The organism is Brevibacterium sediminis, from assembly GCF_013623905.1.
Classification (GTDB): Bacteria; Actinomycetota; Actinomycetes; order Actinomycetales; family Brevibacteriaceae; genus Brevibacterium; species Brevibacterium sediminis.
In genome coordinates this window covers 1-22,692 of the sequence record NZ_JABKDD010000012.1, presented here as the reverse complement: position 1 = coordinate 22,692, position 22,692 = coordinate 1, and the positions used below count along the sequence as shown (strand labels likewise).

Below are 22,692 nucleotides of genomic sequence, written 5' to 3'. Positions count from 1 at the left end.
CCTCGAGCCACCTCGCAGTACAGCAGCCTCGGCCATGGACGTCCCGCTCCTCACATTCTTCGAATACCTGTGTCTCGGCCCAAGTCTATAGTCCCCGGCCACGACTATTGTGCTCGCCCGCCGTACGGCAGTTGCAAAATTCCCTGGGACTGTCCTGGGCATCACCGTCAAACGGCCTTGTGCCCCAGCGGCGGGCCTGCCACCTCGGGCGCGCCGGCCGAAGAGCGGACTGCCGATCACGGAATCCGCTGCGATATGACTTTCGACACCCCGTCGCCGTGCATCGTCACTCCGTAGAGGGCATCGGCGATCTCCATCGTCCGCTTCTGGTGGGTGATGACGATGAGCTGCGAGGAGTCCTGCAGCTCCTTGAACACCGTGAGCAGGCGCGAGAGGTTGAGATCGTCGAGGGCCGCTTCGACCTCGTCCATGACGTAGAACGGGCTCGGCCGGGCCTTGAAGATCGCGACCAGCATGGCCACGGCCACCAGCGACCGCTCGCCTCCGGAGAGCAGAGACAGACGTTTGACCTTCTTGCCGGCCGGGCGGGCGTGCACGTCGACGCCGGTGGTGAGCATATCGTTCGGATCGGTCAGGCTCAAGGCGCCCTCACCGCCGGGGAAGAGACGGGAGAAGATGTCCTCGAACTCCCGCGCCGTATCCGCATAGGCTTCGGCGAAGACGCGTTCGACGTGCCGGTCGACCTCCTCGACGAGCTGCATGAGGTCCTTGCGCGAGGATTCGATGTCCGCGATCTGCTTCTCGAGGAACTGATGCCGCTCCTTCAGCGCCTCATACTCCTCGAGCGCGAGCGGATTGACCGTGCCGATGCGCTTGAGCTGCGACGCCGCCTGCTTCTGCCGCTTCTCCACTTCCGCGCGCACATACGGCCGGTCCTCGACGTCCTCCTCGAACGACGGAACGGGCAGATGCGGCCCGAATTCGTCGATGAGGCGGTCGATTCCCAACCCCGTCTCCTCCTCCGATCGGTGCGCGATCTCCTCGAGCCGAAGTCGGAAACGCTCCTTCGCGAGTTCGGCTTCGGCCGCGGCGTCCTTGAGCTTCTGCAGCTGGGTTCGCGTCGATCCCAATTCCTCGCCTAGGCGGCCCTTCTCTTCGCGCAGACCGCCGCGTTCATCGACGAGAACCTGGATCGCCTCACCGAGTTCGGCCACCGTTGAGGCGGCGAGCTCCGCGGCTTCGGCCGCGGTTTCGGCGATGAGCTGCACCGAGGCTGCCGCCCGCTTCTTCTTCGCGATAGTGCGCTGCGTCTGCTCCCGCGCCGCTTCCTCGGCCTTCGCCGCCCGCAGGAGGGAGTCCACCCGGTCGCTGAGGAACCGGGCCCGGTCGGCAGCCGACCGGTGACTGATGCGGGCTTCGACGAGGTCTTCCGAAGCTTGGGCGACCTGTGCGCTGAGTTCATCCCGGGCGGCGGTATCGACGACTTCGTCGACCTCGGCGGCTCCGGCCAGTGCTGCCGCGGCCGATTGAGAGTCCCGTTCGGCGGCGGCGAGGCGGGATTCGAGTTCGGTCGCGTTCTCCTGCGCGCGCTGCAGGCGAGTGCGAGCCACACCGATCTCACCGGTGATGCGCGAGACCTCTTCGGCCGCGGCCATGATCTTCGCATCCGAGGAGTGGAGAGCATCGAGGGCTGCGGCTGATTCCTCACGTGCGGCGGTCAGGCGGGGTTCGAGTTCGGTCAAGGAGGCGTCGAGCTTCCTCGCCCGGTCGTCGAGTTCGGCGATGAGGGAATGGGTGTCCTCGAGCGCGGTCTGTGAGGCCAGCCGTGTGCCCGAGGCGGTGCGGGCCCGGCTGATGCGGGTCGCGGTGAGCACTTCACCGTGGACGGTGACAGCGGTGAGTTCGGGCCGGGCCGCGGTCAGTTCGATTCCGGTGCGCGCATCGGGGACGCAGACGACACCGTGCAGCGCCCGGGCCAGCAGAGCACGCAGTTCGGGGACGTCGCTGTCGACGACATCGGAGAGCCATCGCAGGCCTTCTGACGCAGGCAGCTCCGGCAGAGCGTCAAGGGTGGTCCCACCACCCTTCCCTGCTGCTGGTTCGACTCCGGCGGGAATCGTCAGTGACACGTTCGTGTCCTCTCCGAGGTGGTCGAGCACTGCCAGCGCCGCTGCGCTGTCATCGACGATGACACCGGAGACCGTCGTCGACAGGGCCGCTGCCGCGGCCATTTCGAACCCATGGTCGACACTCAGTCTTTCTGTCACGGCCGTGCGCACTCCCGGCAGGTCCGCATTGACGATGTCTTCGAGGTCGGCTTCCAGGGCGGTGCCCAACGCCAGGGCTTCCGCGCGCGCCTTCGCCGATGACAGTTCGGACGCGACCTGCGCCCGCTGCTCCTGCAGCTCAGTGCGTTCGGTCTCCAGCTTCTCGAGGCTCTCCTGCGCCGCCTCGTACGCGGAGTCGAGTTCGGTCTCACCGGCTTCGACGTCCTCGACGCCGGTCTCGGCGGTTTCGAGTTCCCTGCTGCGTTCGGCGATGCGGGCGGTGACGGTGTCGATCTCCGCGCGGTTGGCTTCGATTCGGGATTTGAGGTCGGTGATCCGCTCGGCCGCCTGGGTCTGCTTCGACTGCAGCGCCGAGCGGTTCTTCACCGCTTCGGTGATGGCAATCTGTGCTGCCTTGACCTCGTCTTCGGCGGCGCGCAGGGCTTGGGTGAGCTCTTCCTTCCGCTGCTGGCTGGCCTCGAGTGCGTTCGTCTTCTCGGTCACGGCCGCCTCGGCGTCGGTGAGTTCGGAACGGTTGCGTTCGGCCTGGGCGCGCAGCTCTTCGGGTGACTTCGCTTCCCTCTGCCCGAGGCTCGTGACCTCCGAGAGCAGGTGGGAGCGCTTGTCCGCGGCACGTTGGCTCAGTCCTTGGGCGCGCACGACCTGCGTCTGTGTCCGCGATTCGGCGGTGCGTTGGACTTCGAGTTCGCTGTCGAGTTCGGACAGCCGGGCTTCGATCTCCGACAGGCGCGCCTCGGCGCGGGTGCGGCGGTGGTCGAGTTCGGCGATGCGGTCGCTGTGGTCTTCGCCCTCGCTCGTCGAGGCCAGGGAGGACTGCATCCGCACGGCGTCGTCGGCGAGCAGCCTGGCGGTGGCGTCACGCAGCGTCGCCTGCACGGTCGCTGCCTTCGCGGCGGCTTCGGCCTGCCGTCCCAAGGGCCCCAGCTGCCGGTTGAGTTCGGTGCGCAGATCGGTGAGCCGGTCGAGATTCGTCTGCAGTCCGGTGAGTTTGCGGACCGCTTTGTCCTTGCGACGTCGGTGCTTGAGCACCCCGGCGGCCTCTTCGATGAAGCTGCGCCTCTCCAGCGGGTCGGCATGGAGGATCGCGTCGAGACGGCCCTGACCGACGATGACGTGCATCTCCTTGCCCAGGCCGGAATCGTTGAGCAGCTCTTGGATGTCGAGCAGCCTCGCCGGTGCCCCGTTGACGGCGTATTCGGATCCGCCGGTGCGGAACAGGGTCCGCGAGATGGTCACCTCGGTGTAGTCGACGGGGATGGCTCCGTCGGTGTTGTCGATGGTCAGAGTCACCTCGGCGCGTCCCAGGGCCTGACGTTTCGAGGTTCCGGCGAAGATGACGTCGTCCATCTTTCCGCCGCGCAGATTCTTCGCACCCTGTTCGCCCATCACCCAGGACAGGGCGTCGACGACATTGGACTTGCCCGAGCCGTTCGGTCCGACGACGCAGGTGATTCCCGGCTCGAATCGAAGGGTCGTCGCCGAGGCGAAGGACTTGAATCCCCGCAGTGTCAGGCTTTTGAGATGCATATTGGGCACCAGCATATCCGCAGGCGGCGGCGAGATCCCGAATCTTTTGGTAGAGTTTCTCCTCGTGCGTAGACGACTGCGCCGTTTTCCTCCGTAGCTCAGTTGGCAGAGCATTCGACTGTTAATCGAAGGGTCGCTGGTTCGAGCCCAGCCGGGGGAGCTGGAAGGGGCCCTGTCGTGCGCGGCAGGGCCCCTCACTATTCACCGCACCTGTGTGACGGTGAAGCACAGCGAAAGGCGACCGATGGTGGTCCGAGATGAGGGAATTCCGACCATCATCGCCCATGGTCTGTCATGATCATGTGTGAGAGGTGTTCGGGTGCACTCGGCTCGGATCCCTTCGGCCACCTGTCCGATGCAGTCCATTCAAGGAAGGAACGCCGAGGCGGCAGCCCGTTCTCATTCGTGTCACCGAGGACCCGCCCCCGATCGGCCCGATCACTATGAGCAGTGAACATACAAAGACTCAGGAGCTCATCGAGCACCTGAAGCATCCGACGACCGCGCTCCGGCCCTTCAAACGTGAGGGTCTGGACAAGGTGGTCTTCTTCGCGGCCGGCATCCTCGCCGTCGCATTCGTCGTCTGGGGCTTCGTCTCTCCCGACAGCCTCGGCAATGTTGCTGGCACGCTGCTGACCGGAGTGATGGACAACTTCGGCTGGCTCTTCGTCATCGCCGCGACGATCTTCACGATCTTCGTCATCGTCGTCGCCGTCAGCCGATTCGGACGGATCCCGCTGGGCAAGGACGATGAGAAGCCGGAGTTCAAGACCTCCTCGTGGATCGCGATGATGTTCGCCACGGGCATGGGCATCGGACTCGTGTTCTCCGCGGTCGGCGAGCCTCTCTTCTTCTACATGTCGCCTCCCCCGAACACCGTCGACGGCTCCACTGCCGAGGCGATGGGCACGTCCATGGGAACGACACTGTTCCACTGGACGCTCTACCCGTGGGCGATGTACGCCATCGTCGGTCTCGGCGTGGCTTACGGTTCGTTCCGTCTGGGACGCTCGCAGCTGTTCTCGTCGATGTTCACCCCGCTGTTCGGCGAACGCGCCGTCAATGGAATCGGCGGCAAGGTCATCAACATCCTCGCGATCCTCGCGACTCTGTTCGGTTCGGCCTGCTCGCTGGGTCTGGGTGCCATCCAGATCGGCGGCGGCATCGAGTCCGCAGGCATCATGTCCGAGGTCACTTCACCGGTGCTCGTCATCATCATCGCGATCCTCACGGCCGCATTCGTCGCCTCGGCGGTGTCGGGCGTGGAGAAGGGCATCCAGTGGCTGTCGAACATCAACATGGTGCTCGCCGTCATCGTCGCCCTCATCGTCTTCATCGGCGGTCCGACGCTGTTCATCCTCAACGTCATCCCCTCCTCGGTGGGTGCGTTCATCCAGGATCTGCCGCAGCTGGCTTCACGGACCGCTGCCGATGGGCAGGGTGTCAATGAGTGGCTGTCGTCGTGGACGGTCTTCTACTGGGCATGGTGGGTGTCATGGTCGCCCTTCGTCGGCCTGTTCATCGCGCGCATCTCGCGCGGTCGCACCGTCCGTCAGTTCGTCACCGGCGTGCTCATCGTCCCCTCCGTCGTCTCGACCATCTGGTTCGCGATCTTCGGCGGCGGTGCCATCGGCATCCAGGAACGCGCTGAACGCGGCGAGGGCACGGTCAAGGCATTGGCGAGCATCGTCGACGGAGAACCGGACATCAACATGGACACGGTTCTGTTCGACCTCCTCGGCGCTCTGCCGTTGCCGAACCTCATCGCGATCATCCTCATGATCGTCACGGTCATCCTCATCGCGATCTTCTTCGTCACCGGTGCGGACTCCGCATCGATCGTCATGGGCACGCTGTCGGCCAACGGCATGCAGGAGCCCGGCAAGGGCCTCGTGATCTTCTGGGGCACCGCGACCGGTGCCGTGGCTGCGGTGATGCTGTTGGCGGGAGGTTCCGATCCCGCCGAGGCGCTCGACGGACTGAAGAACATCACGATCGTCTCCGCCCTGCCGTTCGTCATCGTCATGCTGCTGCTGTGCGTGGCTGTGTGGAAGGACCTGTCGAAGGATCCGCTCATCATCCAGGAGCAGCTGGCCGCACACGTGCTCGAGACCTCGGTGGCCACCGCGGTCGACGAGTACGACGGCGAGATCTTCGGCCTCGAAACCTCGGAACTCCAGATCGAGGACGAGCCGGACGAGGACAAGGACACCTCCGAAAAGAACTAACCCCCAATTACTACCTGACGGCGGCCCAGCAACCTCGCGCGAGGTAGCTGGGCCGCCGTCAGGTAGTTCTGAGGGAAAGGACGTCGAGAGATGAACAGAGTCATCAGACGCGAGGGGAACATCTCGACATTCATCGGCTGGATGCTCGTCGTGATGGCGATTCTCGCGTTCATCACGGTGATCCTCCTGGCGATCTTCGCCGAACCGGCACTTCTCATCTTCCTCTTCACACCGGTCATCGCGCTCATCGGCGCGTGGGTGAATTTCCACATGGGTTCACGCGCCCGGTTGGAGATCACCCCTGAGGAGTTCATCTGGTGCGGATTCACCGGCAGACCTCATCGGATCGCCTGGCGGGATCTCGACCGCATTCTCCTACCGGTTCCCGGTTCACGCTATCGGCTGGCTGCGGCAGCGCGCCTGCGAGACGGTCGGATCGTCGAAATCGACTCACTGTGGCTATCTCCGACGAACCCCGCGAACATTCTCTCCCCACCTGACCACACCGAGGCGCAACGCGCGCTCATCGACGGCCACAAAGCGTATCTTGCGAGGGCATTCTGACACTGACGTCTTGATACTGTGTTCGCATGCGGCACTGCTGACGACGAGAGACGGAGGGCGAGACGGATGATCGTGATCGACAGCATCGAGGCGCTGCGTGAGCACACTGCCGACAGACGCTGCGTTCTCGCCACACCCGAAGACCGAGAGCTGACGGACGAGGCGTCGAAAGTCCTCGACCTGAAGCTGCACGGCACACATCATCCTGGGCCGAGGCGGCCGATGGCTGCGGTCGTCGACGACCAGATCAGCCTCGTGCTGCAGGTCCTCGACGAGGATCGTGCCCACCATGCGCTGCAGCTCCACGCCCGTGAGCGCGGCCTGCTCGTCATCGGTGAGAAGAAGGCCCTGGACTCCATCGCGGGAAAGATTCCTGCCGATGCCGGCGATACGTGGACCGTGCTCGTCGAGCTCATCCTCATCGTGGCGCGCCGCTGCGAAGAGGCACTCGACGAGATCGATGATCGGTGCCAAGAGCTCGAAGCACAGTCCGTGGGCTACGCGTCTTCACCGCGGCGGCGGACGATGGGGAGACTGCGAGCCGAGCTCTTCCGAATCGGTGAGACCCAGGCGGCCCAACAGAGGCTGCTGTCGAACGAGGAAGAACTCGCGCAGAGCCTCGGCGAGGACCATCAGCGGCTGCTCGCCCGTGCTTCAGCGGCGTTCGGGGCGAATCAGTCGATGACCACGCGACTGTATGCGATGCTCGGCGACATCCTCAACGAACAGGACTCCGTCGTGTCCGAACGGCTGACACTCGTGGCGACGATCTTCCTGCCGCTGACCCTGGCGACGGGGTTCTTCGGCATGAACTTCCAGTGGATGCTCGATCGTCTGGGCAGCCTGCCGGCGTTCATCGTCTTCGGCCTCGTCATCCCCGGCCTGCTCACGGTGGCGACCCTCGTCTTCATCCGCCGCTTGACCCGTTCGTCGTGAGTCGGCCCGCGCTCATCGACGTCACATCCCGAACAGCGCCGGAATGGCGATCGGGCCGGCACCGAACGCAGTGATGACCGCGGCCAGCACCAGCAGGAGCAGGTCGTATTCGGGACCGCCCGCCGAGGCCCAGTACTTCGAGTGCCATTTGAAGACGTGCAGGCTCGTCGTGATGAGCATGAGCACGACGACGCCGAGACCGGCCCATTGAGCGAGGACGCCGGTGGCGAATGAGACTGCGGCGGCGAGCTCCGCGATGGCGACGAACCATGCGGTCGGGACGTTGAGCCCATCCGCTTTGGCGAACCGCGGAATATCCTTGGCCTTGACCATGAACTCGCGGACGAAAGCCACCGTCAGAACAGCCCTGACGAGCAGGAGTACGATCCCTGCAGCGATCGTTGGAACCGTGAACATGAGCATTCCTCTCCGCCTGAGCGCCGAGGTGGCGACCTCTCGCCCGAGTCTACGCTTCACTGCGTTGAAGCCAGAGGCCTCGACAGCCTCTCCTGCCCGGCATCCCTCACCCTGAGTTGCATTTCACCGCGCTGCAGCGGTGCATAATGCCGCAGCCGGTGACCGATGGACCGTTGACTGTAGGACTTGCGGCGAAGGCGAGGGACTGCGAGCAACGGTGCGGGATGCTCTCGGCAGCTGGAGTGCACCGTGCCGGAGACACGGAGGCCGGATCACCCCAGCGTCGTCACCGCCTACCTATACCGCGGGGGCTTCTGGCACACGGGACAGTAGTGGGTTCCGCGTCCGCCGACGGTGATCTTGACGATCTCGGTCCCGCAGCGCACACATTCCTGTCCCCCACGCCCGTAGACGAGCAGGGCGCGATCGAAGTATCCGGATTCACCGTTGACGTTGACGTAGAGAGCGTCGAAGCTCGTCCCGCCCACGGCCAGGGCATCGCTCATCACCTTCGTCGCGGATTCGAGGACCGCGACGAGGCGGCTCTTCCGTGTCCGCGCGGGTGTCGCCAAAGGGTGGACTCCCGCCCGAAACAGGGCCTCATCTGCATAGATGTTCCCGATTCCGCTGACCAACGTCTGGTCGAGCAACGCTGCCTTGACCGCCGTGCGCTTCCTCGCAAGGTCCGAAACGACCCGTTCCGGATCGAATGCGGGCTCGAGCGGATCCGGGGCGATGTGAATCGCCGAGGCGGGGACGAGCCGTCCGTACCCGTGGACGAGAGGTTGGACGCCGATATGGCCGAAGATCCGTTGGTCGACGAAGCGCAGTTCTCGTGGCTGTCCTCCATCGTCCGAGAGGTGCAGAGTCGCCCGTGTGTGGCGGTGGATCTCCTCGCCGGGCGAGTGGATGCGCAGCTGTCCGCTCATGCCCAGATGCACGAGGATGCCGAGTTCGGGCCTCGGCACAGATGAAGCGACCGAGTCTGCAGTGGAGAAATCAGTCCCCTCTCCCAGGCTCAGCCACATGAACTTCCCGCGCCGTTCGGCCCTCAGGATGTGCGCCCCGGTTACGGCCGAAACGAACCCGGAGACCGCGGACGGATCGATGCGCCGCTGGGACGTCGTGCCCAAGATTCGGGGGTCGGCCACCTCGGCGCCGGTGATCGTGGTCCCGGCCGTCCATTCGTCGACGCCGCGACGGACGCTTTCGACCTCGGGAAGCTCAGGCATCAGTGACCCTCGATTCGATCAGGCATGCGCCCGTGAGCGCACAAAGAGACCACGGTGAGGCTCAGCGCCGGTAGTCCGGGTAGATGGTGCGGATGGCTTTGACGGCCACCTCGGCGGCCGCGGCTTCGGCGGCCTTCTTCGAGGATCCGTCGCCGGCGCCCCAGTTGTTCGCCCCGAGCATCGCGGTGGCGGTGAAGACCATCGCGTGGTCGGGACCCGCCGAGGTGATCTCGTAGCTCACTGCGCCGAGGTCGAGGTCGGCAGCCGCCTCCTGCAGGGTGGTCTTGAAGTCCATCCCGGCACCGAGGTTGACCGCGTCGTCGAGCATTCCGTCGATGAGGCGGTGGACGAAGGCGAAGGCCTCTTCGCGTCCGCGGGAGACGAAGGTCGCGCCGATGAGGGCCTCGACCGTGTCGGCGAGGATCGAGTCTTTGTTCCGGCCTCCGGTCAGCTCCTCACCCTTGCCCAGCAGAATGTGCTCGCCGATGCCGTGTCGGCGGGCGATCGACGCGAGGGCACGCGTGTTGACGACGGCCGAGCGCATCTTGGCCAGCTGGCCTTCGGGCAGATCCGGGTTGTCGTAGAACAGCGACTCGGTGGCGACGAGGCCCAGAACGGAGTCGCCGAGGAACTCGAGGCGCTCGTTGGTGGGGATGCCACCGGCCTCGAAGGCGAAGGAGCGGTGCGTGAGCGCGAGACGAAAAGTCTCGGGATCAATATCGATCCCGAGACTCTTCTTCAGTGCTGCTGTGGTGTCAGTGTCCACAGTCTCAGACGTCAGCGACCTTGCGGCCCTTGTACTCGAGGTACAGCGGGGTGCCGGCTGCGTCTTCGACGACCTTGGCCTGGTGGGGGCGCGAGTACACAACGCGACCGTTCTCCACAGTCTTGACCAGGTTCGGAGCCTTGGCCTTCCACTGCGAACGACGGTGGCGGGTGTTGCTGCGCGACAATTTACGCTTCGGAACAGCCACGTCTAGCTCTCTTTCTTCTCTTCCAACAGATTCTTCAATGATGCGAACGGCGATTCGGATTCGTCCTCGTCCACCTCGAGGTCCTCCCCCAGGGTGTAGCTGAACTCCTCGCTCTCATCCCGTGAGGGATTGAACGGCAGAGCCATCACGACGGCGTCTCTGATCGCGGGCTCGAGGTCGAGCTGATCCCGGTCGATGACGTAGGAGTCCTCGTCCCCTTCGGCCTGCTCATAGACGTACATCTCCTGGATGTCCACATCTATAGGCAGCTCGATGGGTTCGAGCGTCCTCGCGTCTTCGCCGCGGGCCGTCGCCGAGACTGTGCCCGACACGTAGATCCCCTCCGACACACTCTCGAACATCAGCTCGAGCGTCAGTGGTGAACCTTCCGCAACCCCGATCACTTCGATCTTGAGATCCGCTGGAGCCGACAAGGTGGTGTTCACCCGTTCCCACTCACCCGGATGACCGAGCAATCCCATGGATCTGAGATCATAGACGAATTCAGATCTGTTCTTCATGCCCTGTCCTCCTGGTGCGTTTGAGGATGTCGCTCCTGCGTTCACACGCGACTCACCATTCTAATCATTGTCAGCGGCCATTACCAATCGGGTCCGTCCCGCCGCGCAGGTGTTCCTGCTCACCATTTCTCATGTTGGTTGCGCCAGGTGACGCCGCCGGCCAGGAGGAGCAGTGCGCCGGAGATCGTGAACACGATCCCGGAACCGGCGATGACCGTGAGCGCCGAGGCGGCCGATGGGATCGCGACCTGGCTGAGTCGGTTGCCCGCCAAGCGGATCGACAGCACCGCAGCCCGGTTCGCCGGATCCGAAAGCGTCGACACCCAGGTCATCGTCAGCGGTTGGGTGAGACCGAAGCAGAAGCCTGCGATCGTGAGCAGGATCGCCAGCGTCCACGGTTGGCTGAGCACGGGGATGAGGACCACACAGAGCCCAGCCGCCGCCGAGGCGGTCCACAGCAGCGAGAGATTCCGCCATTTCCGCGTGAGGAAACCGATGAAGAGCCGGGAGATCACCGAGGCGAAGGTCCGTGCCGCGAGCAGCCACGTCACCGTCGTCACCGTCAGTCCGTTCTGCTGACCGATGAGCGGCAGGTAGGCGGTCATCAGATCCACGGCGGCGAGCGTGGCCATGGAGGCGAAGATCGCGGGCTTCATCCCCCGCACCGACAGCAGAGCCAACGGGGCGATGGCGCCTTCGGCCGCCTCGGCGCGGGAGACGTGAGGGGTCCGGCCGCGGAGCATGACGATGACGGCGGCGATGAGGGTGAGCGCGGACAGTGCGGTCATGAACCACAGCGCGTTCGTGATCGCGGTATCACCCGAGGTGGCGTCGGCGACCATGCCGGCCAGGGGCAGGCCGATGGTCTGTCCGATCGAGACCCCGAGGGTGAGGTGGCCGAACTTCGCGGTGAGCTTCGAAGCGGGGAAGCTCTGCGGGATGAGCGCCTGGGAGGCGACCGTGGTGAGCAGCTGGCCGAAGCCCAGGCTCATCGTGGCGATGAGGAGCACGCCGAGGTTGGGTGCGGTGGCCGCGAGCGCGACGGGCAGGATCGACAGAGCGGTGCCGACCCACAGCACCGCCGTGGCGTACCCGCGGTCGACGAGGCGGCCGACGAAGAGCGCGGTGAGCAGCGGGACGAGTGAGTACACCGCGGTCATGAGACCGAGGACGACTCCTGATCCGCCGAGCTCCAGAGTGCGGTAGGAGATGAGGACGCGGACGCCGTTGTACGTCGCGTGCGCGATGACGGTGTGGATGACAAGGCCCGGGAACCAGGCCCTATTGGCAGGATCGGCGGCTGCGCTCATCCCTCAGACGACGCTGTCGTCGTTCGCGGCCGCGGGTCCGCGGCCGCCCAATGCCTCCAGCACCGAGGTGGGGACGAGGCCTTCGATGTTCCCGCCGCCTCCGTGGACTTCCTTGATGAGTGAGGAGGAGACGTGTTCGAACTTCGGGTCACCGGGGACGAAGATCGTCTCGAGCTCGGACAGGTGCTTGTTCATCAGCGCCATCGGCAGTTCGTAGGCGAAGTCGGTGCCCGACCGCAGGCCCTTGACGACGGCGGGGGCGCCGATTCTCGTGCAGTAGTCGACGAGGAGGCCCCCGGAGACGAGGTCGATCGTGATGTTCTGCGCTTCCCGGGTGCGTTCATCTTCGGCCAGGGACCTGCGGATGAGGTCGGCACGGATCTCCGGGTCGAAGCGACCGGATTTCGAAGGATTGTGGACCACTGCCACGACGACCTCTTCGAACATCCGAGAGCTGCGGGCGATGATATCGAGATGACCCATGGTGATCGGGTCATAGGAACCGGGGCAGACGACCTTCATGCCCTCATCGTATCGTCTGCCCCGATCAGAGGCGGGCAGATCCGTGTGACGGACACGTGAGGTCGCGACCGTCAGTGCGTCTGTTCCCGCAGTCGCAGCCACTGGTCGTCGGCGGAAGTCTCAGCGTCGGTGCCTTTGACCACCTGCCCGTCGAAATCATCAACCGGTCCGTGCAGGCGGGAGGCCGCCTCGGCCATGATCCGGGCGACGATGGCAAGGGAGCGGGGTTCGTCACCGGCGGCGACCGCCTCGGCGAGGTTCCTGTGACTGTCCAGGACATCGCATCGGACCTCATAGCCGCGCTTGTCGGACAGCGACAGCAACCGGGTGTGGACCATCGAGACCTTCATGAGGTCGGTCAGCCGCGCCGATCCGGAGCACGCGACGATCGAATGGTGGAAGTTGAGGTCGGCGTCGCCGATCGTGCGCGCGACGTTGTCCTCGATGGCGTGCTCGAGCTCTCGCAGCGCCGTGCCGATCCGTGACGTGGACCTACCCTGCCTGATGACGAGCCTGACCGCCTGCGATTCGACCGCCTCGCGCACGGCATAGACGTCGTCGATATCGGCCGTGCGCATGCGTCTCACATGCACACCTCGTCCGGGAGCATGCGTCATCACGCCTTCGCTGATGAGGCGCTGCAGGGCCTCCCGCAGAGACGGCCGCGACACCTCGAGCAGCTCAGCCGTGCGCACCTCGTTGATCGACTGCCCTGGCTCGAGCGAACCGGAGTAGATGGCATTGCGCAGCTGGTCCGCAATGAGGTCGATCGTCGATGATCGGACCACTTTGCGCAGCACCGGCAGCTCGGAAGTAGGAGGATTCGTCACGGTCACGATCATATAACGTTGTCAGACAGTGTGACATTCGGACAACATGAGTATTGAATACTGTTTCAGAGACGCACGTCACGATGATGTGTCGACGTTCAAGGAAGGAACAGCACATGAAACTCAAAGGACTGGCCGCCGCGACATCGATCCTCGCGCTGACGCTGACCCTCGGTGCCTGCGGCGGAAGCGACTCCGACAAATCCACCCTGCAGAAGGCCGTGGACGACGGAAAGATCACGGTCGGCTTCGCCGGTGAAGCCCCGTACAGCTTCGAAGAGGGCGGTGAACTCCAGGGAGCATCGGTGGCACTGGCCAAGGCCGTGTTCAAGGAGCTCGGCGTCGACGACGTCGAAGGCGTCAACACCGAATTCGGCTCGCTCATCCCCGGCCTCAACGCCGATCGCTTCGATGCGATCTCGGCCGGCATGTCGATTCTGCCCGACCGCTGCGAGCAGGCGTCCTTCGGCGATCCCGAGTTCATGTACACCACTGCTCTGATGACCAAGGAGGGCAAGTTGGATGGAATGAAGAACATGGACGACGTCAAGAAGAAGGGCGTCAAGCTCGCCACTATGACCGGCGCCATCGAGTCCGACTATGCCAAGGACCTCGGCATCAAGACCCAGCAGGTCGGCACCCCGCAGGACGGCATGGACGCCGTGACCACCGGCCGCGCCGACGTGTTCGCACTCACCGCCATCTCCCTCAACTGGATGGAGAAGAACACCGAGGATTCCGGTGTCGAGGTCAGCGACTCCTTCGTCCAGGAGATCGACGGAGTCCCACAGGTGGGAGCCGGTGCCACGGTCTTCCGCACCGATGACAAGGAACTGCGCGACGAGTGGAACAAAGGCCTCGAGAAGATCGTCTCCGACGAGAAGTCCTACCTCGACGTCGTCGGCGACTACGGCTTCACGAAGGAAGAGCGCCCCGACGGTTCGATCACGACCGATCAGCTGTGCAAGGGCGAACTTCCCACCGCTGACTCCTGAGTCGGCGCTGTAGTCACGCACCATGAATGACAATGTCACAACGTTGCTGAACTTCCTCCCACAGCTGTGGGAGGGAGTTCAGACAACCATCATCCTCACGGTCGCCGGCAGCATCGGCGCCGTCATCATCGCACTCATCCTCGGACTGACGATGACCTCGCCGACCGCCTGGCTGCGCATTCCGGCTCGCATCGTCGTCGAATTCTTCCGCGGCACCTCTCTGCTCGTGCAGCTGTTCTGGCTGTTCTACGTGCTCCCGCTCCTCGGCGTCGATTTCGACCCCATGGCCTGCGGTGTCGCCGCTCTGGCGCTCAACTACGGAGCCTATTCCGCCGAGGTGGTCCGGTCCTCGATAAAGACCGTGGCACCCGGTCAGTGGGAAGCAGCGATCGCACTCAGCCTCTCCCCCACCCGTCGGATGGTCCGCGTGATCTTCCCGCAGGCCTGGGCATTGATGATCCCTTCCCTGGCGACGCTGCTCATCCAGCTGCTCAAAGGCACGGCGGTCGTCTCCTTCATCACGCTCTCCGACCTCACAGACAAAACCGAACAGCTGCGTCAGTCGACCGGTGACACGATGTTCGCCTATTCGATCAGCCTCCTCATCTACTTCGCACTTGCATGGCTGCTCCAGGAGTTCATGAACTTCCTCGAACGCAGAGCGACGAAAGCTCTCGGCCGCCGTCGCCCGAACTCTCGCACCGATCGCCGTGAGGCCAGGCGTGCTGCCCGTGCCGACGCCGTGCGCAAGGACCGTCTCAAGTCACACGTTGCCGCCGGTGAAGGCACCAACCACACCAAAGGGCCGTTCCCCGGGCAGGGAGGTGACCTCTGATGTGGAATTGGGAATTCGCCGCCGAGGCACTGCCGATCCTGCTGCGCGGTTTCGTCAATACACTCATCGCCACGGTCGTGGGCACCGTCATTGCTGCCATTCTCGGGCTCATCCTCGCCGTCGCCATCCGCGGCCTCCCACGGTGGATCAACTGGCTCGTCCGGCTCATCGTCGCGTTCATCCGCAACACCCCGCTGGTCGTCCAGCTGCTGTTCGTCTACTACGCGTTCTCGGATATTCCGGGACTCGTCGATGTGCCAGCTCTGGTGATCGGCTTCATCGTCATCGGCATCCACTATTCGACGTACATGTCCGAAAGCTACCGCTCCGGAATCGATGCCGTGCCGCCGGGACAGTTCGAGGCTGCCACTGCGCTGTCGCTGCCGCCGGTGCGCACGTTCACTGCGATCGTGCTGCCGCAGGCGCTGCGGGCAACCATCCCGTCGCTGGGCAACTACGCTGTCGCGATGTTCAAGGACACTCCGTTCCTGTTCGCGATCTCCGTCGTCGAGCTCGTCACTGCTGCGAAGGAATTCGGCGGTTCGACCTTCGCCTACACGGAAGCCTTCACCCTGGCCGGAATCATCTTCCTCGCGGCCAGCTACCCGACCTCACTGCTCATTCAGAGATTGGATCGACGCCTTGCCACCTACTGAGAACACCCCAACGACTGCCTCCGCATCGTCACACCCGGCGATCGAGTTCAAGGATGTGGAGAAGAGCTTCGGGCCGACCACCGTGCTCAAGGACCTCAACTTCACGGTGGCTCCCGGCGAACGCGTCACCCTCATCGGGCCCAGCGGTTCGGGCAAGACGACGATCCTGCGCCTGGTGATGACGCTCGAGGAGCTCACCGGCGGATATATCTTCGTCGACGGTCAGCCGCTGACGCACGAGGACCGCGGCGGCAAACGCGTGGAACTGCCGAAGAAGCGCACGCGTGAGATGACCACGCGCATCGGCATGGTCTTCCAGCAGTTCAACCTGTTCCCGAACATGACCGTGCTCGAGAACATCATCGAAGCCCCCGTCCATGTGCTCGGCAAGTCCAAGGTCGAAGCCACCAAGGAAGCCAAGGAGCTGCTCGAACGGGTGGGACTGGCCGACAAGGCCGACGCTCACCCGACTCGTCTCTCCGGCGGTCAGCAGCAGCGTGTGGCGATCGCCCGAGCACTGGCGATGAACCCGGAGATCCTCCTCCTCGACGAGGTCACCTCGGCGCTTGACCCCGAGCTCGTCGGGGACGTGCTCGGGGTTCTGCGCGATATCGCCGAGACCACGGACATCACGATGCTGCTGGTCACACACGAGATGCAGTTCGCCCGCGACGTCTCTCACCGCGTGATGATGTTCGACGGCGGTCAGGTGCTCGAAGAGGGTCCGCCGGATCAGATCTTCAACAATCCGCAGCACGAGCGCACGCGCAAATTCCTCTCCAGCGTGCTCTAATCCTCTGCGGCGCTCACTTCGTCCGGCTCCCCGACCAACTGGACGAAGTGGATCGCGGTCTCGCCGAAGGTCTTCGAACGGAAGACCTCCAGCCCGTCGGGCATCGTCGGCTCCGGCGAACGCGCGGCACGTTCGACGACGACGATGGACTCCATGTCCAGGTGTGTGCTCAGCCGTCTGAGGATCTGTGTGACAGCGTCCTCCCCCAACGGGTACGGCGGATCCATGAACACGAGGTCGAAGACACGTGACTCCGGATTCTCCGGTCTGGGCAGTCCGGCGAGAAAGTGGAGCACGTCCCCGGTGTGGACCTCGGCCGAATGGTCGAGACCGAGCTTGTCCGTATTGGATTCCAGAGCGCGAGTCGCAGCCAGGGATGAATCGACGAAGTCGACTTGTGCTGCGCCCCGCGACATCGCCTCGAATCCGAGTCCACCGGAACCGGCGAAGAGGTCGAGGACGTTCGCTGCAGGCAGCACCCCGTAGCCGTCGAGCATGGAGAACAGGGACTCCTTGACGCGGTCGGACGTCGGTCGGGTGTTCGCCCCCGACGGTGAGGACAGTCTGGCGCCCTTATGTGCGCCGGCGATGATTCTCATATCTGCTCCCTCAGCCTGCCTCGATGAAGTGGGCGTCGTCCTCGGGCAGGACGCGCCTGATGAAGGCCTTGAGCGCGGGCACCGCTTCCAGTGTCGGGTCGACCGCGACGATCTGCTCAGCGATCGTCTTCGCTTCGGCGACCATCTCGGAGTCGCGGAGGATCGACAGATGCCGCAGCGACGACCCACCCCATTGGGAGCCGCTGAGCACATCGCCTTCGCCTCGGGCATCGAGATCGTATTCGGCCAGAGCGAAGCCGTCGAGCGTCTCGGCCACGGCCTGCAGCCGTCCATAGCTCTCATCCTCAGCACTCATCTCGGTGAGCAGGAAGCACAGGGCCGAGCTGCCGTCACGTCCGACGCGTCCACGCAGCTGGTGCAGCTGTGCGACACCGAAGTTCTCGGCTTCGATGATGACCATCATCGTCGCCCTCGCTACGTCGACGCCGACCTCGATGACCGTCGTCGAGACGAGGATCTCGATGTCGCCTTTGACGAAGTCCGCGAGCACCCGGTCCTTCTCCGCCGTCGACATCCGCCCATGCAGCAGACCGAACTTCAGACCAGCCAGTTCCGGGGTCTCAGACAGCTTCCGTGTGATGTCTTCGATGCCCTGCTTCTGTCCGACTACGTCCCCGGACTCCGGATCTTCGATATCCGTCGGTTCGATTCGCGGGAAGACGACGAAGACCCCCTTCTCAGCCTCGACGGTCTGCCGCATGAGCTCCCGAACCCGGACGTACCAGGCAGGTTGGTCGACGATCGGCACCACATGGGTGGCGATGTCCTTCGGCCCCGCCGGCATCTCGTCGAGCGTCGAGATATCGAGGTCGGCGAAGACCGTCATCGCCACGGTGCGCGGGATCGGCGTCGCCGACATCACGAGAGTATGCGGGGTGGTTTCCCCGCCCTTCGCACGCAGCGCTTCCCGCTGTTCGACACCGAAGCGGTGCTGTTCGTCGACGACGATGAGACCGAGATCTGAGAACAACGTCGACTCCGACAGCAGCGCATGCGTGCCGACGACGATGTCGATGTTCCCGGCGACGAGGTCGAGGGCGAGTTCGCGACGGTCCTTCGCCGGCATCGACCCGGTCATCAGCGCCACCGTCACCTGGTCGTCGTCAGCCAGCAGCGGCGACAGCGCCATCTGCTCGTCGAGGAATGTCTGGATCGAATGGAAATGCTGAGTGGCGAGCACCTCGGTGGGGGCGAGCATGGCGGCCTGGGCACCGGAGTCGACCGCAGTGAGCATGGCCCGCAGTGCCACGAGGGTCTTACCGGAACCGACGTCACCGTGCAGGAGCCGGTGCATCGGCCGGTCCGCAGCCATGTCCTCAGCGATCTCCTCGCCGACCCTGATCTGAGAGGCGGTGAGGGTGAAGGGCAGGTCTTCGTCGAACCGGCGGCTCTTCGTCCCCTGCGTGAGCAGCGGCGTCGCCTTCTCGTCGGCCAGTTTCGCTTTGCGGGCGGCGAATTCGGCCTGCAGGGCGAGCGCCTCTTCCCATTTCCACCTCAGCCGGGCCCGTTCGACGTCCTCGATCTTCCGCGGTCGATGCATGTCTTCGAGAGCTGTGCGCAGGTCCGGCAGCTCATGAGCGTCCCGCAGCCCCTTCGGCAGCGGATCCTCGAACTCCTCGGGCCCAGCGACGGTGAGCAGGGTCTTGATCGAACTCCACAGCCGGGACTGTGCGATCTTCTTCACAGCCGGGTAGATGGGGAACGGCGAGTTGAGGTCCTCGGGAGTCCACTCATGGTCATCCTCGGTGCGGTTGAGCCACACCGGAGACGCTAGCGTCAGCTGCCCCCGGAACGACTCCACCTTGCCGCCGAAGACGACGGTCAGTCCCGGCTTCAGCGACTTCTCCAACCAGTACTGGTTGAAGAACGCGATCTTCATCGACTGCTTCCCGTCATGGACGATGACTTCGGTGATGGTTCCTTTCCGCTGTTTCATCCGTCGCGTCTCCACCCGGATGACTTCGGCCTGGATGATCGCGGTTTCCCCCAGGGGCAGATCCCCGAGTTCCGTGCGCTCCCCGGGGACGAGGTAGCGCCGCGGGAAGAAGCGGAGCAGGTCGGTGACCGAATGCACCCCACGTTTTGCCAGGTTCTTCCGATCGCCCGGCCGGAAGTTGTCTTCGAGCCGGGTCGTCATTCGACCCCCATGATCACGAGCACTCCGGAGTCTCTGGCATCGATGTCCTGGAAGTGGACGGTCTCGTGTGACTTCTGGATCCAGTCACGCAGGTGGTCGAGCACCTCCGGTGCGCAGTCGGGTCCGTGGACGACGGTGAGCAGCTCTCCCCCGGCCCCGAGCAGCCGATCAGCGAGCTTCTCCACCAAGGTCCGCAGCTCCGTGCTCTGGGTCTTCGCGCGGCCTTCGATGAAGACCCGGTAGAACTGTGCCGGATGAGCCGCCACTGCCGTGCCCCCACCCGGACCGAGAGCGTTGGCAGCGCCCGGAACGCCATCCGAAGTCGATCCTTCGTCCTCGCGGATCACCGGCAGCATCCCCGTCGGAGGGTCGGTGGCGAGCTGATCGGCCGAGTAGATCGTGCCCACCCTCGTGCCCGCGGCCGCTTCGGTCATATCGGCGAAGATCTCCCCCGCCGGAGCGAACGGATCGTAGACGGCCAGGGCCGAGAGCAGGGTGCCGACGTTGCGGGAGCGCACAACGTGCGCACCCAGCCCTGCCAGGGACTTCAGCGCCGAGGTGGAGCTGGGGATGACGATGACCTCCCGGTCCTCGGCGGCGATGAGTTCGGACATCGTCTCGAACAGGTCCCCCACCTCCGGAGTCAGCGCCGTGGCCCCGTTGAGCGCGGTGTGCATGAGCAGTCCCGTGCCCTTGACCAGGGCGATGAGCTTCGTCTCGCCCTCCTCCTCGTGCATCCGCAGGTCTTCCATGTCGAGCCGGGCGATCCCGTATTGGCCGAGGCGGTCGATGACGGTCGCGGCGGTCGTTTCGTCGGCGACGTGGACGTGGACCTTGGCCGCGTTGATGACGATCGAGGTCCCGCCGAGGCGGTCGAGATCCTCGGCGAGCGAGTCCGCGGGGGTGTCGGCGAGGATGGCGACGATCTCGAGTTCGTCGGCGGTGGCTTCGTGGATGATCTTCGGGGCGCGGGCCACCTCGGCGAGCATCGAATCCTGTGGGGTGCGGCCGGTGACGGTGGCGTAGAGGAGGTCGAAGAGTTCGACGATGCCCGTCGATCCGGCGTCGACGACCTCGGCTTCGCGCAGCACGGTGAGCTGTCCGGTGGTCTCCCGCAGCGCCGACCGGGAGCGTTCCCGCACTGCCGCGATGACATCGATCAGGGAGGCTCCGTCGTCGGCACGTTCGCGGGCCTCGGTGGCCATGGCGTCGAGGACGGTGAGCATGGTGCCGTCGACGGGTCGGGCGACGGCGGACCGAGCCCGGTCGGACGCGGTCTCCAGGGCGGTGGCCATGGCGTCGGCGGTGGCCACGGTGACTCCGGCCAGGGCATCGGCGACGCCCTGCAGGGCGACGGCGAGGATGAGCCCGGAATTGCCGCGCGCACCACGTCCGGCTCCGGCGGCGAGTGCGGCGACGACCTGCGGGAGGGTGACGGGGCCGGTGAGCTCTTCGACGGCGAGGTAGGCGGCGCGCAGAGTGTGGTACATGTTCGTGCCCGTGTCGCCGTCGGGGACGGGGAAGACGTTGAGCTCGTCGATCTCGGTGCGTTCCTTGCGCAGCCGGTCGACCGCACGGCGGGCCCAGCGGGCGGCCAGACGACCGTTGAGGCTGATGGCGTTGCTCATGTCACTTCCCGAAATGGCTGAAACCGCTCGCCGGCACGGGTGTGCCGTCGAGGCTGACATCGTGTCCGGTGCGGATCTCACCGATTCTCCGCCAGCCTACTCCAGGCACGGCGGACGGCGGCGCAGACGCGGCGAAGCCGTGGTCCTCTCCCCCGTCGAGCACCCAGGACAGCGCCAGATCCTCTGCCGTCGCGGCCACCTCCGTTTTTCCGACCCCGTCGCCTGACCCTCCAGTCGCCCGTGTTTCGAGCACGAATTCGGCTGCGGGCAGCAGCGGGTCGACGAGGTCGCTCAGCAGGGAACAGTCAAGGTCGATTCCCACCCCCGAGGCGGCCGCCACCCGGGCGAGGTCGAGGCTGAGCCCGTCGGAGACGTCGATCATCGCCGAGGCCGCCCCGACCGTGCGCAGCGCACCGTAGTCAGGCTGTGGCGCCAGCTGGGTGTCGATGAGCGAGCGGAGTTCCGGTCCGACGGTGTCAGGTCGCGCTCCGGCGAAGAGCAGGTCGAGCCCGGCGGCGGATCGACCGACCGTTCCGGCCAGGTAGAGCGAATCCCCGGGCCGGGCTCCGGAGCGCAGAATTGCGGACTCCTCGCCCACCGTCCCGAGAGCGGTGATGGCGATGACGATGAGACCCGAGGACGACAGATCCCCGCCGATGATCGGCACCATGCAGTCCAAAGCCGTCCCTGCTCGTTCCGCTTCGTCGAAGAGCCCGGAGTACAGGGCTTCGAGGCAGACGATGTCCGTGTCATCGGGGACGGCTGCGGAGATGAGCAGTCCGTGCGGGGTCGCTCCCATGGCACAGACGTCGGCCAGGTTCTGGGCCGCTGCCTTGACTCCGAGCTTCTTCCAGTCCAACCACTCGCGAGTGAAGTCCTCGTTCTCCACGAGCATGTCCGCGGTCGAGACGAGTCGACCCTCAGGTGCGGTCACGGCCGCATCATCTCCGGGTCCGACGATCACGTGCGTGCTGCTGGGATTACGGCCCAGCACGCGGGAGATGATGTGTGATTCGCCAAGTTCGGACAGTCGGGTCATGGCTCCAGGTTATCGGGCGATACGGTAGTCCTATGAGATCTCGCCCTGCTTCGACGCGCCGCAACGCCCGGCCCGCGCACCGTCGTCGTTCTCTCACCTTCGTCGCATTGGCCACGGTACTCACCGGTCTGGCGGTGACCGGGTGTTCGCGCACCGTCATCGTCGAACCGGCCAAGGATGCGGCGAATCCGAAGTGTGCCGACATCCTGCTCACCCTGCCCGATGAGATCTCGGGTGAGAAGGCACGCACGACCTCCTCGCAGGGCACGAAGGCGTGGGGAGATCCCAACGTCGCGGTGCTGCGCTGCGGAGTCACTCCCCCCGGGCCGACGACAGATCAGTGCGTGAGCGTGTCCGGAGTCGATTGGATCTCGAAGCCGGTCGAGGACGACGATTCGACGTGGAGGTTCACCAGCTACGGGCGCACCCCCGCCGTCGAGGTGCTCGTCAACCGCAAGGCCGAGTCAGGCAATGACGTGCTCGCCGCGATCTCACCGACCCTGTCGAAGTTCCCTCCGGAGAACGAGTGCGTCGGAGCCGAGGACATCGCCGGCTAGATGTACTTCCCCGTGAGGTTGTGAACACGAGCTGATGGTGTGAGTCCGCCAATACCGGTATGGGGTCGATGGAAATTATAGTCATGGACCCACGCCTCGTAGGCCGCTGCACGCTCGGCTTC

The 22,692-nt window shown here is 64.8% G+C and carries 22 protein-coding genes and 1 tRNA gene; 9 read left to right on the top strand and 14 right to left on the bottom strand.

Annotated features, from left to right (window positions below):
* Positions 1-236: 236 nt before the first annotated feature.
* Positions 237-3,776 (bottom strand): chromosome segregation protein SMC, encoded by a 3,540-nt coding sequence (gene smc, locus HK108_RS14340; protein WP_181272017.1) that lies wholly within the window; start codon positions 3,774-3,776, stop codon positions 237-239.
* An 87-nt stretch (positions 3,777-3,863) separates the two neighbouring features.
* Between smc and HK108_RS14335 the strand changes: the two genes are divergently transcribed.
* The 4 genes from HK108_RS14335 (at position 3,864) to HK108_RS14320 (ending at position 7,504) form a co-directional block, all read left to right on the top strand.
* Positions 3,864-3,936 (top strand) — tRNA-Asn (locus HK108_RS14335).
* A 283-nt stretch (positions 3,937-4,219) separates the two neighbouring features.
* Positions 4,220-6,004, top strand: a complete 1,785-nt coding sequence (locus tag HK108_RS14330; RefSeq protein WP_229664185.1) for a BCCT family transporter — start codon at positions 4,220-4,222, stop codon at positions 6,002-6,004.
* 90 nt (positions 6,005-6,094) lie between these two features.
* A complete protein-coding gene (locus tag HK108_RS14325; RefSeq protein WP_181272016.1) occupies positions 6,095-6,568 on the top strand; it encodes a hypothetical protein in 474 nt (157 codons plus the stop codon).
* 72 nt (positions 6,569-6,640) lie between these two features.
* Positions 6,641-7,504: a CorA family divalent cation transporter gene (locus HK108_RS14320; protein WP_181272015.1), complete on the top strand. Its 864-nt coding sequence runs from the start codon at positions 6,641-6,643 to the stop codon at positions 7,502-7,504.
* Between the two features lie 21 nt (positions 7,505-7,525).
* On the opposite strand, the gene HK108_RS14315 is transcribed toward HK108_RS14320, so the two are convergent.
* The 8 genes from HK108_RS14315 to HK108_RS14280 form a co-directional block, all read right to left on the bottom strand.
* The gene (locus HK108_RS14315; protein ID WP_181272014.1) at positions 7,526-7,921 is read right to left on the bottom strand and encodes a DoxX family protein; all 396 of its coding nucleotides are present in this window, start codon (positions 7,919-7,921) and stop codon (positions 7,526-7,528) included.
* Positions 7,922-8,214: 293 nt separating this feature from the next.
* Entirely contained in the window at positions 8,215-9,153 is a 939-nt protein-coding gene (mutM, locus tag HK108_RS14310) for a bifunctional DNA-formamidopyrimidine glycosylase/DNA-(apurinic or apyrimidinic site) lyase (RefSeq protein ID WP_181272013.1), read from the bottom strand.
* 61 nt (positions 9,154-9,214) lie between these two features.
* Complete coding sequence (gene rnc, locus HK108_RS14305; RefSeq protein WP_025777329.1) at positions 9,215-9,919, bottom strand: ribonuclease III; 705 nt, start codon at positions 9,917-9,919, stop codon at positions 9,215-9,217.
* 4 nt (positions 9,920-9,923) lie between these two features.
* Positions 9,924-10,127, bottom strand: a complete 204-nt coding sequence (rpmF, locus tag HK108_RS14300; RefSeq protein WP_025777330.1) for a 50S ribosomal protein L32 — start codon at positions 10,125-10,127, stop codon at positions 9,924-9,926.
* A 2-nt stretch (positions 10,128-10,129) separates the two neighbouring features.
* Positions 10,130-10,648: a YceD family protein gene (locus HK108_RS14295; protein WP_039210983.1), complete on the bottom strand. Its 519-nt coding sequence runs from the start codon at positions 10,646-10,648 to the stop codon at positions 10,130-10,132.
* 119 nt (positions 10,649-10,767) lie between these two features.
* On the bottom strand, positions 10,768-11,958 hold the full coding sequence (locus HK108_RS14290; RefSeq protein WP_181272012.1) for an MFS transporter: 1,191 nt from the start codon (positions 11,956-11,958) through the stop codon (positions 10,768-10,770).
* Positions 11,959-11,961: 3 nt separating this feature from the next.
* Positions 11,962-12,480, bottom strand: coding sequence for a pantetheine-phosphate adenylyltransferase (coaD, locus tag HK108_RS14285; protein ID WP_181272011.1), 519 nt, complete (start codon positions 12,478-12,480; stop codon positions 11,962-11,964).
* 71 nt (positions 12,481-12,551) lie between these two features.
* Positions 12,552-13,310 carry a GntR family transcriptional regulator gene (locus HK108_RS14280; protein ID WP_181272010.1) on the bottom strand — a complete coding sequence of 253 codons (759 nt, stop codon included), beginning with the start codon at positions 13,308-13,310 and terminating at the stop codon, positions 12,552-12,554.
* Between the two features lie 116 nt (positions 13,311-13,426).
* Between HK108_RS14280 and ehuB the strand changes: the two genes are divergently transcribed.
* The 4 genes from ehuB to ehuA are packed head-to-tail and all read left to right on the top strand — an operon-like array spanning position 13,427 to position 16,589.
* Positions 13,427-14,305 carry an ectoine/hydroxyectoine ABC transporter substrate-binding protein EhuB gene (gene ehuB, locus HK108_RS14275; RefSeq protein ID WP_181272009.1) on the top strand — a complete coding sequence of 293 codons (879 nt, stop codon included), beginning with the start codon at positions 13,427-13,429 and terminating at the stop codon, positions 14,303-14,305.
* 22 nt (positions 14,306-14,327) lie between these two features.
* Complete coding sequence (ehuC, locus tag HK108_RS14270) at positions 14,328-15,140, top strand: ectoine/hydroxyectoine ABC transporter permease subunit EhuC (RefSeq protein WP_181272008.1); 813 nt, start codon at positions 14,328-14,330, stop codon at positions 15,138-15,140.
* The gene (gene ehuD / locus HK108_RS14265; RefSeq protein ID WP_181272007.1) at positions 15,140-15,796 is read left to right on the top strand and encodes an ectoine/hydroxyectoine ABC transporter permease subunit EhuD; all 657 of its coding nucleotides are present in this window, start codon (positions 15,140-15,142) and stop codon (positions 15,794-15,796) included. Before ehuC ends, ehuD begins: the two co-directional genes overlap by 1 nt.
* Positions 15,783-16,589 (top strand): ectoine/hydroxyectoine ABC transporter ATP-binding protein EhuA, encoded by an 807-nt coding sequence (gene ehuA, locus HK108_RS14260; RefSeq protein ID WP_181272006.1) that lies wholly within the window; start codon positions 15,783-15,785, stop codon positions 16,587-16,589. Before ehuD ends, ehuA begins: the two co-directional genes overlap by 14 nt.
* Here the strand turns inward: ehuA and rsmD are convergent.
* The 4 genes from rsmD to thiL are packed head-to-tail and all read right to left on the bottom strand — an operon-like array spanning position 16,586 to position 22,013.
* Positions 16,586-17,188 carry a 16S rRNA (guanine(966)-N(2))-methyltransferase RsmD gene (gene rsmD / locus HK108_RS14255; protein ID WP_181272005.1) on the bottom strand — a complete coding sequence of 201 codons (603 nt, stop codon included), beginning with the start codon at positions 17,186-17,188 and terminating at the stop codon, positions 16,586-16,588. The genes ehuA and rsmD overlap by 4 nt on opposite strands.
* A gap of 10 nt (positions 17,189-17,198) precedes the next feature.
* Positions 17,199-19,346, bottom strand: coding sequence for an ATP-dependent DNA helicase RecG (locus HK108_RS14250; RefSeq protein WP_181272004.1), 2,148 nt, complete (start codon positions 19,344-19,346; stop codon positions 17,199-17,201).
* Positions 19,343-20,974 carry a DAK2 domain-containing protein gene (locus HK108_RS14245; RefSeq protein WP_181272003.1) on the bottom strand — a complete coding sequence of 544 codons (1,632 nt, stop codon included), beginning with the start codon at positions 20,972-20,974 and terminating at the stop codon, positions 19,343-19,345. Before HK108_RS14245 ends, HK108_RS14250 begins: the two co-directional genes overlap by 4 nt.
* Position 20,975: 1 nt before the next feature.
* Complete coding sequence (gene thiL / locus HK108_RS14240; RefSeq protein WP_181272002.1) at positions 20,976-22,013, bottom strand: thiamine-phosphate kinase; 1,038 nt, start codon at positions 22,011-22,013, stop codon at positions 20,976-20,978.
* 32 nt (positions 22,014-22,045) lie between these two features.
* Here thiL and HK108_RS14235 point away from each other — a divergent pair, with 32 nt between their 5' ends.
* Positions 22,046-22,570 carry a DUF3515 domain-containing protein gene (locus HK108_RS14235; protein WP_139468830.1) on the top strand — a complete coding sequence of 175 codons (525 nt, stop codon included), beginning with the start codon at positions 22,046-22,048 and terminating at the stop codon, positions 22,568-22,570.
* On the opposite strand, the gene HK108_RS14230 is transcribed toward HK108_RS14235, so the two are convergent.
* A partial coding sequence (locus HK108_RS14230; RefSeq protein ID WP_181272001.1) for an integrase core domain-containing protein occupies positions 22,567-22,692 on the bottom strand: 126 nt, incomplete at its 5' end. The two genes, HK108_RS14235 and HK108_RS14230, sit on opposite strands and share 4 nt — an antisense overlap.